This is a genomic window from Hymenobacter duratus (assembly GCF_014698995.1).
Lineage (GTDB): Bacteria > Bacteroidota > Bacteroidia > Cytophagales > Hymenobacteraceae > Hymenobacter > Hymenobacter duratus.
Map to the genome: position 1 here is coordinate 200,363 of NZ_JACWZZ010000004.1, position 13,271 is coordinate 213,633.

The window sequence follows — 13,271 nt, forward strand, 5'->3', positions numbered from 1 at the left end:
AGAAGATTAAGCAATGATGAAAGAGCAACTTCAAAATAACGAATGGTCGTTATTTTCCAGCATACAAACAGTTGCATATTATAGCCCTTTAGGGGATTATATAATGCTGAATAAAGTAAATGAAACAACTTTAAGTGAAATACTTAATACGGATAAGCTTTCATTTGATAACATAAAAAATATTAGCATAATAAATCACGAATGGCAACATTGGGTTGATTATACAAGTACTTTATGGGGTATGAAAAAAATGGTGAATATGTACAATGCATATAATGCTTGGCTGAATGGAAAGGAGTCGGAATTTTTACATATAAAGATTTTATTTAATGAATTCAAGCAAGACAAATATTATTATTACTATACTCAGGTTAAAAATAAAATATATGGCAATGGGAAAGATGTATGGAAGATGGGCATGACTATTGGGCATAGGTTTAATGAAGATGGTCAATTGAATATGAAAAAACCGTTGCTGTTAGTCAATTTTGCGTCTAGCGCAGATATAGATATTGCTAGAGTTCCTGTTTCCATTGCATCTATGCTTGAGTGCAATGCAATGTTCCAAGAGTTAGCAACTAAAAGTTTATTTATAGAGAGCTTAGAGGAAAATGATAAAATAATTGAAATATTAGAATTAGATCGTTATATCTATAAATGGCTTTATGACCCGAATATGATATTGTATACTGTTGTAACACATCTAACTGCTAATACACTCAGAATTAACAGACCACTCATGGCAATTCATATTGCAAGTATTATCTCAAATCTTGTATTGAATTTGCCGGAAAAAGCTATACGACAAATGAAACTACCTGTTACGGCTCTCTTGCATGGACAAGCAGGTGTAAATATGTTCAGTAATAGAGATAAAGGATATTTGTTTTTTTTAATACTCGAAAATTATGCTATTGAACATCCTGATAAACTTGATTTTGTTGTTGATGATTTATTGAAATCATCAAATCTTCCAAATCCTATGCAATTAGAGGAAATCATATTAGACGAAATAAATTCATATACGAAAACCAGTGCTATTGATGGGCCCTTGAATGATTTAATGATGGAGAAAATAAATACAGGAAAAATATTACTAAATATAAAAGGATCTGTCCTGAACAGACAATCCTCAATTACAACTCGTGATTTACTTGCCAATAAAATCGATTTCCCAAATTTCTTATGTTCTGACACTTATATTGATACCGAACATTTGAGTATTAATAAAATTATAAATAATGCAAAAATAAATGGTAAAATAGATTATAATGAGTGGTATAAGATATACGAATTTTGTGAGCCTAAATTTCGTGAATTTGTTGAGGTATGCGGGGTATAAATGACAGTAATGTCTTTTCGTAGATTATCAATTTCCCAATCTCCCTAAAATATGCCCAACGGAACTCTGCTACTCATCGATGACGAAGCCTGCTGGAGCAGGTGCTGGAAGGCTACACTACCCTGCACGCCCCCGATGCCACCCGCGGCGTGGAGCTTCTCTAGTAACACGCCGACTAGGTGCTGGTATTGCTCTACGACATGAAGCTGCCCATCGCCCACAGGGTAGACCTCATGTCGCGCCTCAAGGCCAAAGCTCCCTCCATCGAAATCGTGCTGATCACGGCCTATGGCAGCATCCTCGATGGCGTGCGGGCTATGGGGCCATGAAGAAGGGTGCCTTCGACTACCTCACCAATGGCAACTACGAGCAGCAATTAGTAGTAGTAGTGAAGCGCGCCTCCGAAAAGTTCGTCTGCGCCACCGCGTAGTCAAGCTGGAGCGGCGCATGCGCCAGCGGTTCAGCTTCGAGAGTATGATTGGCACGGCCCCGGCCTTGCGTCGCGCCCAAGACTTTGCCCGCCAGGTAGCGCCCACCTACAGCACCGTGCTGCTGGAAGGCCCCACAGGCGCCGGCAAGAAGGTGTTTGCCCAGGCTTTTTACTTGGCCATTGAATGGAAGGCCAAATCGTTTGTAGCCGTGAACTGCCTGGTTTCCCCCAAGGATTTGCTGAAATCGGAGCTGTTTGGCTAAAAGAAGGGCGCGTTTACGGGCGCGCTGGCCGACTAAGAAGGGCCAACTGGGAGAAGATACCGGCGGCACGCTGTTCCTGGACGAAATCGACGAGCTGGAACTGAACGTGCAGGCCAAGTTCCTGCGGGTACTCGAGACACTGCAGTTAACCAAGCACGGCGACACCAAGCTCATCAGCGTGAACGTGCACATTGTGGCGGCCAGTAGCCAGCTGAAAGAAAAAGCCTAGCCATTAGGCTAGGCTTCCAGTACAACAGGTGTGGTGTAGCCACTAACTGAGTTACCCGCCTCTGCTGCCCGCACACACTATTCGGGCGGGACCGCACTCAAAGATTATAATGCCCACCGGATAGCTAGCCGTTGTAGTTAACATGCTGGGAGCAACACCGCCATATCTTCTCCTGGAAAACGAAGTACAGGAGTAGGAGAGAAGATTACAGCGAAGCCGCGTCCCCACGCTCCACAATCTCGCGTACCTCGGCTGCCGTGCGCCCATCCACCTGAACCGGTGTCGTATCCGGGTCCACCGCCACGGACGACACGGCCGCCGCCACCGAGCCGGCCAGCACCAGGTAGCCGCCTAATGCCACCACGACTGCCGGCAACGCCACCGGCGCCGTCGCCAAGATGCTGCCCACCGCCGCCAGCGCGGCCCCAATGGTGCGTACTTTCCGAAAGAACCGGGGCGTTGGCAGCGTTACCCGGTCCAGCACTGTAAGTTTCTTGTCCATGTGAGTAGTTGTTAGTTGCATGTTGTCAGTTGTTAGTACCGGTCGGGAAGGCAGCCACTGACAACGGACAACTACCCCCTGACAACTTTATTTCTGCTCCAGCCGCGCCAGAATCCGGTCGGCCCACTTATTCCGGGAGTCCTGCTCCTTGCTGGCCTCAGTTAGCACCTTCGTGCGTTCCTCTACCAGCGCCATGGTCTTGTCGATGTTGGCCAGCCGTTCCGTCAGCTTCAGCACCAGGTCGGTCATTTCCTTGCGCAGCTCGGCCCGCTGCTGCAGGCTCTCCACCCGCACCTGCTCGGCGTGCAGCTTCATTTCCTCGCGCAGCTTGGCCTCCCGCGCCACCGCCGACACGTGGTAGTCGTCTACCTTCAGCGCCAGCGCCGCCGACTGCTGCTCCTGCTTCTGGCAGGTCATCTTCAGCTCCTCCACCGCCCGCCAATTCTTCACGAAGTATAGCAGCACCGCCACTGCCCCGCCCACCACCGACGACACCACGCCCCAGTTAGCTAGTATCGGGCTATCCACGTTTATCACCTCCTTTCCCCGCTGTTAGCACCTCAAAATGCGGCCGGTCCTTGAACGTCACCCAGTCGCCGCCCCACACCACCCGTGCGTCGGCCGCTTTCATCAGCCGCGCAAACTTCGAGAGCAGCAGCCCCGACCACGACACCGACCCATCGGCCAGCTGAAACGCCACGTCAATAGCAGGAGTGGGAGGGCCCTGGTTGTGCTTCGAGTCGCCCCCTCGTTTGTACGTCACAATAAGTCCCGGTTTGCTGCGCCCCAGCGCGAACAGCTCGTTCTGCCGCTCCGATGAACGGTAGCACTCCGTGATAATGGGCCGCCCCGTTAGCCGCAGCACCGGGTCGCCCTGCCACCGATTGAGCGCCTGCCGGTAAGCTGCCGCCAGATACGGTACTGCCTGATTGAGCCGCTGTGCCTGGGCAGCCAACTGTTTTACCGTAAGTCGGGGCGGTTGATCCAAGCGCCCAGATAGTACACGTGGCATAAAGGGTGCAGTAAAAAGGTGTAACTGCAAAGATGTATGATTTACACTATTATGTAATATATGAATGCAGAATATGTAAGCGTGTAAATTGACTTATTTCAGGTGGGCGCTGCCTACGGCCCAGGCTGTCCAGGGCTCCGCTGCGCTCCGGTGCTTTGCACCCGCTCCTTCGTCGCAGCCCTTCCCATCCCTAGCGCATTCCGGTCGATTCTAAGGTTGCCTTCTGCTCCAATGTCGTTCCACGCTCCGCCCCAGGGCCCGAAAAGGGCCCCCGGCCTCCGCTCACCAAAACCACCCGCCCCGGCCCGCCTCCTGCTGGTCGGCCAGCCTCTACCCACCCATCCCCACGAGCACCCCGGCGCCCGTCCACTGCATCACAGTGGCTACAGCGGCTTCGCAGACGACGGGCAAAGAGTCTGGTGCACACCAGCCCGCCGCGTCAGGCTTCACACATTGAAGGACGTTTCGCACGGCGGCTTTCATGCCCAGCCTTCCGTTGGTCGGCCAGTCATTGGCCTCGGCCCTGCAGCGTAGAGGCGGCTTGCAGCGGCAACAGCGGCTTGCTGCAGCAGGGCCTCATAAGGTGCCCTCCGGGCGGTGTTTTCTGGGGGCGGCCCCCCCAGCCCCCCCGGACATTTAGTGGCAGTAGGTGTGCTGCTCCGGCCCGCCATGGCCCCGGCGGCCCACCACCGGCAGCCGGACAGGTGTTATCATAGCCCCAGCCCGCCCGGCACCTGGGTGCTGCTGGGTGCGGGCTTGTGCAGCCACTCCAGTTGCTTGCCCAGCCGGGCCGCTTTGCGGGCGGCGTCCAGCGTGCCCCTGCTTTTCCCGTCCCAGCACACCAGCACTATATCAGCAGTGGCCACTATGGCGGCGTTGCGCACCAGTGGGGCGGCAGTTCCGTGGGCAGCATAGTCCGGCCGGTACTCGGTCAGCGGCACCTGGTTGCGCATAGCCCAGCCGGCCGCTAGCCCATCTATGCCCCGCGCCCCGCCGCTTACCACCGCCGCCACTTCACCGGCTCCGTGCAGCGCGTCCAGTCGCTTCAGCAGCGCCGGGCAGTGCGTCAGGCCACGGCTACCTACTACACCCACTGTTTTTAGCATATTTTCCATATATAAATATAATACATATTTCCGTAATTCTGTAAAAATATACCTACTCTTTTCTTTGTATATATTTACAGTTTTCCGTATACTTGTATAGTAGTTCGGGAGAGGCCCGGACGCCTTGCGCCCGCGGCGCGTGTTGGGCCCGGCCCGCACTGCAGCGCACCCCACGCCTAACATCTACAGGCTATGCTCACCCCCCTGCAGTTCTCGCAGCTCGTTTCCGCCGCTTGGTGCGGCCCGGCCGTGGCCCATCATGCTAGCATCCAGGTCTACGCTGCCGCTTGCGGCTACCAGGCCACCCAGTACCAGGTTTCCTACCACACCAGCCAGGGCGTTTGTCATTACGCCGCCCAAGCGTGCCCGTTTCAGGCCGTAGCCGCCGCTGTGGCCGCTGCCGCGGCTGCCGGCGTTCCGGTCAGCCGCCACCACGCTCAGCGCATCATTAGCCGCACGGCCGCTGCTCTGTGCGGGGTGCAGCTCACCCGTCCCGGCTTTGCCTGCCGGGCGCGTCGCCACCAGGTAGTTCGCCGCCTTCATGCGTAGCCAGGCCACCACTGTAGCGCCTGCCCCGGCTGGGGCGGGCAGCTACTCCCGCCGGCACTGCTTTCCGGAGCGTGAGCTAGCGGTGTCACTGTTCGGCGGGCTTCGGCAAGTGCTGGCGGCCGTGTCCTACTATGTGCAGTGGGTTTCGGCCGATGAGTTCAGCTGGTCCAGTCGCCGGCAGCCCCACGTACGGCTGCGCGGCGTGTACTGCCTGCGCACCGGCCGCCCGCTGTATGTGGGCAGCGCCCAGGAGCAGGAGCTAACTGAGCAGTTGGAGGCGCTACTATTTGAGGAAGGCCAGCCATGAGCCTAGGCCCCGCAACGCAGGCAGGCCGCTGGTATGCGGCCTGCCTCTACGCCGCCGGCCCCGGTTGGGCCGTGGTGCACGACGTGCCTCAGCACGGTACCATGCCCGGCCGCGCCGGCCTCTACCAGATGCAAGCAGCGCCCGGCCGCCATACCACACAGGAAGCCGCTACGGCTGCTGCCGCGGCCCTAAACAAGCCCGAACCCTGCCGCTGAGCGCGCACTGCGACGAGTACCACCCGCACCCTCAGGACTTGAAATAAGCTATTCACCGGCCCGCGCCCACCCGGCGTGGGCCTCAATACCTCACCTCATGCCCGCCACCGCTACCACATACCAGCCCCATCTGCTCGACCCGCACAGCGCCGAGCCGCAACCCATCCACCCGGCCAACGGCCGCAGCTTCAAGCTGGCCGAACTCTACCGGCTGCTCGACTGCCAGACGGTGGACGTAGTGCGCCTCACGCCCGAGCTGATTCTCATCATCGACGACGAAGGCAAGTTCCGCCAGCCCTGCTACCTGAATCTGCTGGCTACTTACCTGTGGTACCAGTACCAGCCCGAAGCCCGCGGCCAGGATAGCATCGTGGGCCGCGTCATTCTCTGCCACGACAAACAGTTCCGCTAGGCCCCGCGCCCTGCACCCACACCAGTAATCACGGCGAAGGGGCCGGCCGCCGACTGACCCCACTTTTTTACCTCCTTCCATTATGGCAACCGCCACCAAAACCCCACAAACCGCCTCAGCTGCTACCGTTACGCCCGCCACTTCGGTCGCACCCCTTACGCCTAGCCGTGCCTACCTGACGGCCACCGTGGACGAGGCCACCGGCGAAGTCACCGAATCCAGCCGCTTCCGCTACCTGCCCGGCCACCCCAAGCAGATCCGCGCCGACCTGAAAGCCGGCGTGTTCAACGTCAACGGAGAAAAGGTGCTCGGCAAAACCCTGAGCTTCATTCCAATGGCCCTGCGCATCTTCTCGGATAACATCCTCAATATGGGCCGCAAGGTGTGGGCCGAGCTTTTTTTCGTCGACGAAATCGGGGCCGTGTGCGCCGTACTGTTCCACGGCTACAGCGTCGAAAACCTGCAGAAGCTCAACGCCAGCCTGTTCTACGACGACCTCAAGCTCACCGATGTGCTGCTCACCGTCACGCCCCAGAAGAAGCAGACCGAGAAGGACGGCAAGCCCGCTACCTACTTCATTGCCGAGTTCAGCTACATACCCGCCGACCTAGCCGAAGTGCAGGCCCGCCAGGAATTCACCCAGGACCACGACATCTACCGCGCGGAAACCATGACTAACACCGCCGAGCTGCGCATTTGCCAGGGCTACCGCCTGCCGGCCCGCTACACCGAGCCCCAGCCCGCTGAACTGGAAGCCGCGCCGGCTGCCAAAGCGGCGGCACTAGCTGCCTGACCTACCGGCCCCCGACCCAGCAGCAGGAGAGGGGGCCACCCAGGCTATTGGCCATCAAAACGAATCCATGTCCCCAGTTACTCATTATGTCTACTTCCCTGGATATGCCGCAGCTGGTAGTACACGAGCCTGCCCGCGACGAAACCGAAGCCACGCAATTCACCCGGCTGACTCAGCTCATTGAGGGCGTCGCACCGTTGCCTGACCTGCGCGACCTGGCCCCGGCCGTGCGCGAGCTGTTCCCGTCCCCGGATTACTTGGTTGGGTGCGGCGGCGCCCATATCTGGCTCCACCGCCAGGGGGAAGCCCAACGCCTGGCCTTCATCTGCTAGCTATCCTTCTAGCTTCTAACTCCCGACTTTCAGCTTCCCCCACGATGTTCCATACCCTCACCGCTCACCCCGGCATCACCCAGGCCGAACACCGCGCCCTGCCCCACATCAGCAACACCGACTTGTCCAACCTTAAAAACGAGGCCCTGGGCATCACGCGCACCGGCAACCCCCAGGCGCTCATCTTCGGCGTCGCCTTCCACGAGGCGGTGCTGGAGCCGCACCTTTACCACGCCCCGCAGGACTTGCCCCCGGGTCAGCTGCGCCTGCTCGACAACCTGGCCGCCGCCGTGCGCCGCCAACGCTACTGCCGCGACCTATTATATAGAGGCACTGCCGAGGTGACCCACACCGCCATCCACGCGGAAACTGGCCTCCCCGTTAAAATCCGCCCCGACCTGCTCGTAGTGACGCCTCGACTCGGCCGCAAGGTGCTTGTAGACTTCAAAACCACCAGCTGCCAGGATTACGCCCAGTTCGTGGCCACCATCGAAGCCTACGACTACGACCGCCAGGCCGCATTGTACACGGATGTGCTAGGCGCCGACCGCTTTCTGATTGTGGGCGTGCAAAAGAAGGCCCCGCACGATATTTGGCTGGTAGAGCTGTCGGCCGACAACTACAGTATGGAGCAAGGCCGCAAGAAGTACCAGCGGCTGCTAAAATATTACGCTGAGCAAGGGCAGAAAGTAGTAGCTCCATTGGTTCAGCAGGTGCCGACGCGTACATGGGCCGATTAACAACCATTTCCACTCCCACCGCCGCCAACGGTGCTCCAGCAGCGCCACGCGCGACGGGGTCGGCCGACCCAGCCACAACGATATAGGCAACTAGCACCCCAAACAAAAAAGCCGGCCCCACTGTGATGGGCCGGCTTTTATACTGAATATGTATGCAGGCTATGCTGCGTTCGGGTCCCGGTATTCAGCAGCAGGAACAACAAACTGATGTTCAATGGCAACCCCTTGCCGATTGTAAATAGTAAAAGTGCCCTCAGAACCGGCCTCAAAGAAGCCGAGTTGAATGGTGGATTCCTGATTGCTATAAACAATACCCGGCGATACAGTAGGGGAGTAGTACACCAAAAAGGCCATATCATCCCTATCAGTTGAATGCACCGTAAGCTCAGCCCTAACGTACCCGATGGTAGAACCGGGGTTAGACGTCACGTTGGTAATAACGGCACGAGTAACTGATAACGTAGCTCTAGACCCAGTGGAGGCGCCGGCACCCGCCACCATCGTAGCGCCCGGCAGCTCAAACCCCAGCGTGGCCGCGTCCACGATATAAGCCCCGTCCTGTTGCAGCTGCGTGAGTGAGTTGAAGTTGCTGGTGGGCTTGAATAATGTGTACCCATTACCCGCCCCATTGAAGCCGTAAATGGCCCGCACGTTGTTTTTCCAGGGAGCCGAGGCCAGCGCCAGCGCCGCCCCGTTGAAAAGAATACCCGAAAGCTGTTTGCTGATAGTGCTCATTTTGAGAAAAAGTAAAGAGTAAAACAAAAGGCCGGTCCTGGCTTACACACCCAGACCGGCCCATTCTGTTTCCAGGACAGATCCTAGAAGTTTACCACGGCCGCAAAGCTGCCCGTGCGGGTTACCCCACCCGTCGTGAAGCTGAACGCCTTGCCGTTGTAGCGGTCCAGGTACGCCACGCTGGCTACCTGCTGGCCACCCACGTTCACGTCCATGCTGCTTGGAGCCGAGCCGCCCTCCGCCAGCGTGTTGAAGCGCAGCACGTCCCCGGCCGAGGCTGCCAGTGTCACGCCGGAGGCGCTTTCGTCTGGGCCCGTCAAGGAGGTATTGTACATCGGAGCTGGTGGGGTGTCCACACCCGAGCCCGGACCCGTGCCAAGGTCAGGTGTTATTTCCCCAAACAACGCTTCCAGCGCCAGCACCGCGCCGCTGTTACCGTCTATCGTTAGGTTGAATAGCTGAATTTCTTCGCCGGGTGTGCTATTCCCCAGCATAGTGCCCAACTGGTCCCCGAGCCCGGATACGCGTACTTCGTGCGCTAAAAGGGTTTCAGTGCTGATATCAACCCCGTAAAGCAGGTTGATCCGGTTGATCCGGTTTCTGGCGTCCAGTGCCCCGGCAAGCGCCGCCAGCAGCGCCCCCGAATACTTGCGGAGGCGGCCATCAAAGCGGGCCCGTAGCCGCAGTGCATCCCGGGTGCGCTTGTCGGCTTGTTTCTGATAATCTGTCTTTCTAGGCATTGTGCTGCAGTCTGAATTGAAAAAATACAAGAAGGATGATCAGCCGAGCCGGGTGGTTTTCCGGTAGGTTGCTCCTAGCTTCTTCCTAGTCGTCTCCCGTCCGCCCCAACTGGCTTAAACACAAAACCGCCCCAACCAACGGCAGGCCAGGGCAGTTGTGCTGCTGCCCGATTAGGCTACTTGCGCCTGCGAGGTCGCCGAGGCATCCGAGCCGTCGGCGCGGTAGGCGAAGGCCAAAACCATCAAATCGGCGGGTACCACGCCCATCAGCGTGTCATCATTTAATTCAATGCTCCCATCGGCCCGGGCAATGTCCTCATCCGAAGCAGCCACCAAGCGGCCCGTAGCTTTGTTGACCACCACGGCCTTCACGCCGTCCGTTTCCAGCGCCGTGTTGCCGTTGGTGTTGTCGGCGAAGCTCACCGTTACCTTGCCCGTAACTGGGTCCAGCACAGCGCCCACGCCGGCCAGCGGCTCCACCGAGCCCCCCGACAGCACCAGCTTCGAATAGTCAATGCTGGCCACGGCCAGCGCGTCGGCCGTCGTGTTAATGAAGTTCAGCTGCACAAAACGGTTGTAAGCCGACTTTCCGCCCTGGGGCTTGAGGCCGGCCTGGGCCGCGCCACCGAACTTGCGGAACAGGTCGGCCAGCAGCTTGAAGCGGCTGCGCGTGTTCTGCTGCGCGGGCGTGTTGCTGCTGTTGCTGGCAATTTTGGTGCGGATCTGGTTGTCACCTGCGCCGCCCGAAAAGGTCAGGTTGCCCAGGCTGCCTTTGATGTTGCCCAACGGGCTGTAAATGCGTGCCATTGTAAATAAAGGAAAGAGGTGAGAAAAACGGCTGCTTCAACGGCCTTCCTACATCCGGGGGCAGCCGCCCCGGTTGCGCCGCTTCGTTTCTGCGTCCATGCTGCGCCATACGCGCGGCTCTATCGGCCCCGCTGGGCCGCATTGCCACAAGCCTCTGCCGGCCCGTTGCGCCTGTAGCTGCTCGGCCAGCCGGCGGGCAATGGTCCGGCTCGGCTCATAGGCCCAGGCCCAGCCCCGCACCACCAGCAGACTGTCCAGTGCCATTGTTCCAAAGGGGGAGAAGGCCGCCGGCCGTAGTCGTACCGCGGCCAGGTGCCGCCCATACAGGTCCCGGCCCCGCACTTGCAGCCACACGTGCTGCCCCTGCAACAGGGCCCCGACCAGTGCCGTGGCCTGCCGTCCGAAGGGCTGATTTGCTTCCGGCGCGTCCACTCCCAGCAGCCGGACTCTGGCCCGCCCGCCGGCCGTGGCTACCTCGTAGGTATCGGCGTCCACCACCCGCTCTATCCGCATCAGCTGCCACACCGGCGAGGCCGGCAGCGTTACGGTCGCCGGCGTGGGGCGCAGCAGGGCGGGGAGTCGGCTGGCGCGCACCTGGGCCTGAACCGACCAGTTACCGGTCAGCAGCATACCCGTCAGAAGTGCTTGAAAAACCTGCATGGCCCAAACCTAGCACCGCATCCTGGCGCTTCGTATCTTCACTTTCCGATACTACCCCACGATACCCCGTATGCCCCAGGTCTGCGTATTTCCCAAGGATGTAGCCACCCTCACCGGCCATAGCTACGACGGCGCCAAGCGCCTGCTCCAGCGCGTGCGCCGGCATCTGGGCAAGCCTACCGGATCCTATGTATCCATCGGCGAGTTTTGCCGCTTCACTGGCCTGCCCGAGCACGAGGTAGCCGCCGCCCTGCGGTAAATTTTCTTCAGGCCCAAGGCGGCCCTTTTTCCTGTATTACCCTATCTGTTTGACGGTGCCTGCCTTTTTACCGCTGCTGCTCATTTCCTGCTGGCCTTGCTGCCACTGCTATTGAGTATCGCCATCAACGCCGCCGCCCCACACCCGACGACATAATAATACCCCAGCCCACTGGGTGGGCTGGGGTATTATAGCAGTAAATCAGACGGTCAATCAGGCAGCCGAGGATTGCACTGTGCAGATTGTTTCGGCAGCTACCGGCGCCGGCGTAGGCGCGTCGTCCCAGATGCGCCGCATGGTCTGATGTTGGAAATCCTCCACGATTTTGGCGTACACCAGCGTGGTTTTGATGCTGGCGTGACCTAGAATCTTCTGTAACACCTCCACCGGCATACCTCGCAGCAGGCTTTGGGTGGCGAAGGTGTGGCGGGCCGTGTGCATCGTCACCAGCTCATGCTTGGGCCGCATTGACTTAATCACCTGTCCGGCCCGTACCTCCACCACTTCCACGCCCGCCGTGACGCCGGCCAACTGACAGATGCGCTTGAGGTAGCGGTTCATCACCTGGTTCTGGTACACCGGCAGCAGACGCGCACCCACACCTTCACGCTCCGGGCCGGCGTATTTTTCCAGCAGGGTAGAGGCCGCGGCCGTCAGGTATACGCTCACCCGCGTGCGGGTCTTGGTCTGGGTCAGGCGCAACACCCTGCCCGAGCCGTCGGGCAAGGCTTCCACGTTGCCCCCGTGTAGCTGCAGCACATCCGAATAACGTAGGCCGGTATAGCAGCAGAAGAGAAACACGTCCCGTACCGGCGCCAGCGTAGTGGGTAGTACGGTTACACGAAGTCGCTCCAGCTCCGGTGCCGTGAGGTACACTTTTTCCGTGTCCTGACAGGCTACGCGCAGCTTGCGCGGTTCCACGCTGATGGGCAATTCTCGCTCATCGCGCAGGTAGCCGAAAAGCCGCCGCAGATCCTTGCCCACCGTGTAGAGGGAATTAGGGCTTAATTCTCGTTCGTGGCGAAGGTAGGCCAGTACCAGGTCGTGGGTGGCCAGGTCGTAGCCGCTGACGGTTAGCGAGCGGCCGGCCCATTTCTCAAAATCACGCAGCCAATTTGCCGTCACCAGGTAGTGGCGCAACGTGTTCAACATCAGCCCGCGCCGGCGCATGACCTCACGGAACTGCATTATTTCCTCGACCACCAGCCGTTCGGAGGCAGGTGTGGGAGCTGGGGCAGGCCGCAGGGCCGCTTTTAGGCCAGCCACTGTGGGCGTCTCGCCGGCCGCGCGCGTGGTGCGCCACCAAGCCAGCACGTTTCCGGCCATTAGCTTCAGTAGGTCGTTGGCCTCGTCGGCTAGAGGATAGGAGCGCCGGAACTGCTGCCGTTCGGTATTCCAGTCGGCCGGTTTACACTTTTCGCCGGTGGCGCAGCGAAGGCGCAACCCGTCGAAGTAGACGACCAAATGTACGGGGCACCGGCCCGTGCTGTCTTTTTTGTCGGTGCGAAGCGTGAATTGCGTCACCATACCGGTATGGGGGGCGTAAGGGGGGGCGTGACTCCCACCCAGAGTTGAAAGATTCGCGCCCAGAGAACCGAGTACCCCTAGACGCAAAAAACCCGGAAACCAGCTTTCGCAGCGCGAGGAGCAAGTTTCCGGGCATTCCGGTAGTGATAAGAAGAGCCTCCTGTCGGGATCGAACCAACGACCTACTGATTACAAGTCAGTTGCTCTACCAGCTGAGCTAAGGAGGCGAATTGTGCTGCAAAACTACGGGCTGCTGCCGTTATTTCAAGCTGGAAGCGAAAAAAAAGCACAACTTTTATCCAACGTATTGT

Annotated in this window: 21 protein-coding genes and 1 tRNA gene; 12 read left to right on the forward strand and 10 right to left on the reverse strand. The window is 58.4% G+C overall.

Going from position 1 to position 13,271, the window contains the following annotated elements; all coding sequences use genetic code 11:
- Positions 1–13 precede the first annotated feature (13 nt).
- The 4 genes from IC231_RS16895 (at position 14) to IC231_RS20255 (ending at position 2,264) form a co-directional block, all read left to right on the forward strand.
- Entirely contained in the window at positions 14–1,342 is a 1,329-nt protein-coding gene (locus tag IC231_RS16895; protein ID WP_211539144.1) for a hypothetical protein, read from the forward strand.
- A 200-nt stretch (positions 1,343–1,542) separates the two neighbouring features.
- Positions 1,543–1,671 (forward strand): hypothetical protein, encoded by a 129-nt coding sequence (locus tag IC231_RS20245; RefSeq protein ID WP_262892777.1) that lies wholly within the window; start codon positions 1,543–1,545, stop codon positions 1,669–1,671.
- Positions 1,672–1,789: 118 nt separating this feature from the next.
- A complete protein-coding gene (locus IC231_RS20250; protein ID WP_190785673.1) occupies positions 1,790–2,035 on the forward strand; it encodes a sigma 54-interacting transcriptional regulator in 246 nt (81 codons plus the stop codon).
- The gene (locus IC231_RS20255; protein WP_190785674.1) at positions 2,028–2,264 is read left to right on the forward strand and encodes a sigma 54-interacting transcriptional regulator; all 237 of its coding nucleotides are present in this window, start codon (positions 2,028–2,030) and stop codon (positions 2,262–2,264) included. The genes IC231_RS20250 and IC231_RS20255 overlap by 8 nt, the downstream gene beginning before the upstream one ends.
- 205 nt (positions 2,265–2,469) lie before the next feature.
- On the opposite strand, the gene IC231_RS16910 is transcribed toward IC231_RS20255, so the two are convergent.
- The 4 genes from IC231_RS16910 to IC231_RS16925 form a co-directional block, all read right to left on the reverse strand.
- Positions 2,470–2,766, reverse strand: coding sequence for a hypothetical protein (locus IC231_RS16910; RefSeq protein ID WP_190785675.1), 297 nt, complete (start codon positions 2,764–2,766; stop codon positions 2,470–2,472).
- A gap of 87 nt (positions 2,767–2,853) precedes the next feature.
- On the reverse strand, positions 2,854–3,294 hold the full coding sequence (locus tag IC231_RS16915; RefSeq protein ID WP_211539146.1) for a hypothetical protein: 441 nt from the start codon (positions 3,292–3,294) through the stop codon (positions 2,854–2,856).
- Positions 3,287–3,754 carry a M15 family metallopeptidase gene (locus IC231_RS16920; RefSeq protein WP_211539147.1) on the reverse strand — a complete coding sequence of 156 codons (468 nt, stop codon included), beginning with the start codon at positions 3,752–3,754 and terminating at the stop codon, positions 3,287–3,289. Before IC231_RS16920 ends, IC231_RS16915 begins: the two co-directional genes overlap by 8 nt.
- Before the next feature lie 734 nt (positions 3,755–4,488).
- Entirely contained in the window at positions 4,489–4,893 is a 405-nt protein-coding gene (locus IC231_RS16925) for an SLOG family protein (protein WP_211539149.1), read from the reverse strand.
- A gap of 183 nt (positions 4,894–5,076) precedes the next feature.
- Between IC231_RS16925 and IC231_RS16930 the strand changes: the two genes are divergently transcribed.
- The 7 genes from IC231_RS16930 (at position 5,077) to IC231_RS16960 (ending at position 8,232) form a co-directional block, all read left to right on the forward strand.
- Positions 5,077–5,433: a hypothetical protein gene (locus IC231_RS16930; RefSeq protein ID WP_190785677.1), complete on the forward strand. Its 357-nt coding sequence runs from the start codon at positions 5,077–5,079 to the stop codon at positions 5,431–5,433.
- Entirely contained in the window at positions 5,426–5,740 is a 315-nt protein-coding gene (locus tag IC231_RS16935; protein ID WP_190785678.1) for a hypothetical protein, read from the forward strand. Before IC231_RS16930 ends, IC231_RS16935 begins: the two co-directional genes overlap by 8 nt.
- Positions 5,737–5,955, forward strand: a complete 219-nt coding sequence (locus IC231_RS16940; protein ID WP_190785679.1) for a hypothetical protein — start codon at positions 5,737–5,739, stop codon at positions 5,953–5,955. Before IC231_RS16935 ends, IC231_RS16940 begins: the two co-directional genes overlap by 4 nt.
- A gap of 97 nt (positions 5,956–6,052) precedes the next feature.
- Positions 6,053–6,367: a DUF3846 domain-containing protein gene (locus IC231_RS16945; RefSeq protein ID WP_190785680.1), complete on the forward strand. Its 315-nt coding sequence runs from the start codon at positions 6,053–6,055 to the stop codon at positions 6,365–6,367.
- A gap of 82 nt (positions 6,368–6,449) precedes the next feature.
- Positions 6,450–7,160 carry a hypothetical protein gene (locus IC231_RS16950; RefSeq protein ID WP_190785681.1) on the forward strand — a complete coding sequence of 237 codons (711 nt, stop codon included), beginning with the start codon at positions 6,450–6,452 and terminating at the stop codon, positions 7,158–7,160.
- Between the two features lie 86 nt (positions 7,161–7,246).
- Positions 7,247–7,492, forward strand: a complete 246-nt coding sequence (locus tag IC231_RS16955; RefSeq protein ID WP_211539151.1) for a hypothetical protein — start codon at positions 7,247–7,249, stop codon at positions 7,490–7,492.
- A gap of 44 nt (positions 7,493–7,536) precedes the next feature.
- Positions 7,537–8,232, forward strand: a complete 696-nt coding sequence (locus IC231_RS16960; protein WP_190785682.1) for a PD-(D/E)XK nuclease-like domain-containing protein — start codon at positions 7,537–7,539, stop codon at positions 8,230–8,232.
- A 159-nt stretch (positions 8,233–8,391) separates the two neighbouring features.
- Here the strand turns inward: IC231_RS16960 and IC231_RS16965 are convergent, their stop codons facing one another.
- From IC231_RS16965 to IC231_RS16980, 4 genes are all read right to left on the reverse strand, one after another.
- The gene (locus tag IC231_RS16965) at positions 8,392–8,967 is read right to left on the reverse strand and encodes a hypothetical protein (protein WP_190785683.1); all 576 of its coding nucleotides are present in this window, start codon (positions 8,965–8,967) and stop codon (positions 8,392–8,394) included.
- Positions 8,968–9,050: 83 nt separating this feature from the next.
- Positions 9,051–9,707, reverse strand: coding sequence for a hypothetical protein (locus IC231_RS16970; RefSeq protein ID WP_190785684.1), 657 nt, complete (start codon positions 9,705–9,707; stop codon positions 9,051–9,053).
- A 171-nt stretch (positions 9,708–9,878) separates the two neighbouring features.
- Positions 9,879–10,514 carry a DUF6266 family protein gene (locus tag IC231_RS16975; protein ID WP_190785685.1) on the reverse strand — a complete coding sequence of 212 codons (636 nt, stop codon included), beginning with the start codon at positions 10,512–10,514 and terminating at the stop codon, positions 9,879–9,881.
- A gap of 48 nt (positions 10,515–10,562) precedes the next feature.
- On the reverse strand, positions 10,563–11,144 hold the full coding sequence (locus IC231_RS16980; protein WP_211539152.1) for a thermonuclease family protein: 582 nt from the start codon (positions 11,142–11,144) through the stop codon (positions 10,563–10,565).
- Positions 11,145–11,244: 100 nt separating this feature from the next.
- On the opposite strand from IC231_RS16980, the gene IC231_RS16985 reads away from it, so the two are divergent.
- Positions 11,245–11,433: a hypothetical protein gene (locus tag IC231_RS16985; RefSeq protein ID WP_190785686.1), complete on the forward strand. Its 189-nt coding sequence runs from the start codon at positions 11,245–11,247 to the stop codon at positions 11,431–11,433.
- A 213-nt stretch (positions 11,434–11,646) separates the two neighbouring features.
- On the opposite strand, the gene IC231_RS16990 is transcribed toward IC231_RS16985, so the two are convergent.
- Both IC231_RS16990 and IC231_RS16995 read right to left on the reverse strand, forming a co-directional pair.
- The gene (locus tag IC231_RS16990) at positions 11,647–12,960 is read right to left on the reverse strand and encodes a site-specific integrase (RefSeq protein WP_190785687.1); all 1,314 of its coding nucleotides are present in this window, start codon (positions 12,958–12,960) and stop codon (positions 11,647–11,649) included.
- 154 nt (positions 12,961–13,114) lie between these two features.
- A tRNA-Thr gene (locus tag IC231_RS16995) sits at positions 13,115–13,187 on the reverse strand.
- Positions 13,188–13,271 lie beyond the last annotated feature (84 nt).

Excerpts from the sequence above, each read along its gene's own strand:
- IC231_RS16975 (WP_190785685.1), bottom strand. The coding sequence starts at position 10,514 with ATGGCACGCATTTACAGCCCGTTGGGCAACATCAAAGGCAGCCTGGGC.
- IC231_RS16990 (WP_190785687.1), bottom strand. The coding sequence starts at position 12,960 with ATGGTGACGCAATTCACGCTTCGCACCGACAAAAAAGACAGCACGGGC.
- IC231_RS16935 (WP_190785678.1), top strand. The coding sequence starts at position 5,426 with ATGCGTAGCCAGGCCACCACTGTAGCGCCTGCCCCGGCTGGGGCGGGC.
- IC231_RS16950 (WP_190785681.1), top strand. The coding sequence starts at position 6,450 with ATGGCAACCGCCACCAAAACCCCACAAACCGCCTCAGCTGCTACCGTT.
- IC231_RS16925 (WP_211539149.1), bottom strand. The coding sequence starts at position 4,893 with ATGGAAAATATGCTAAAAACAGTGGGTGTAGTAGGTAGCCGTGGCCTG.
- IC231_RS16945 (WP_190785680.1), top strand. The coding sequence starts at position 6,053 with ATGCCCGCCACCGCTACCACATACCAGCCCCATCTGCTCGACCCGCAC.
- IC231_RS16960 (WP_190785682.1), top strand. The coding sequence starts at position 7,537 with ATGTTCCATACCCTCACCGCTCACCCCGGCATCACCCAGGCCGAACAC.
- IC231_RS20250 (WP_190785673.1), top strand. The coding sequence starts at position 1,790 with ATGCGCCAGCGGTTCAGCTTCGAGAGTATGATTGGCACGGCCCCGGCC.
- IC231_RS16940 (WP_190785679.1), top strand. The coding sequence starts at position 5,737 with ATGAGCCTAGGCCCCGCAACGCAGGCAGGCCGCTGGTATGCGGCCTGC.
- IC231_RS16930 (WP_190785677.1), top strand. The coding sequence starts at position 5,077 with ATGCTCACCCCCCTGCAGTTCTCGCAGCTCGTTTCCGCCGCTTGGTGC.
- IC231_RS16895 (WP_211539144.1), top strand. The coding sequence starts at position 14 with ATGATGAAAGAGCAACTTCAAAATAACGAATGGTCGTTATTTTCCAGC.
- IC231_RS16985 (WP_190785686.1), top strand. The coding sequence starts at position 11,245 with ATGCCCCAGGTCTGCGTATTTCCCAAGGATGTAGCCACCCTCACCGGC.
- IC231_RS16970 (WP_190785684.1), bottom strand. The coding sequence starts at position 9,707 with ATGCCTAGAAAGACAGATTATCAGAAACAAGCCGACAAGCGCACCCGG.
- IC231_RS16965 (WP_190785683.1), bottom strand. The coding sequence starts at position 8,967 with ATGAGCACTATCAGCAAACAGCTTTCGGGTATTCTTTTCAACGGGGCG.
- IC231_RS16980 (WP_211539152.1), bottom strand. The coding sequence starts at position 11,144 with ATGCTGCTGACCGGTAACTGGTCGGTTCAGGCCCAGGTGCGCGCCAGC.
- IC231_RS16910 (WP_190785675.1), bottom strand. The coding sequence starts at position 2,766 with ATGGACAAGAAACTTACAGTGCTGGACCGGGTAACGCTGCCAACGCCC.
- IC231_RS20245 (WP_262892777.1), top strand. The coding sequence starts at position 1,543 with ATGAAGCTGCCCATCGCCCACAGGGTAGACCTCATGTCGCGCCTCAAG.
- IC231_RS16955 (WP_211539151.1), top strand. The coding sequence starts at position 7,247 with ATGTCTACTTCCCTGGATATGCCGCAGCTGGTAGTACACGAGCCTGCC.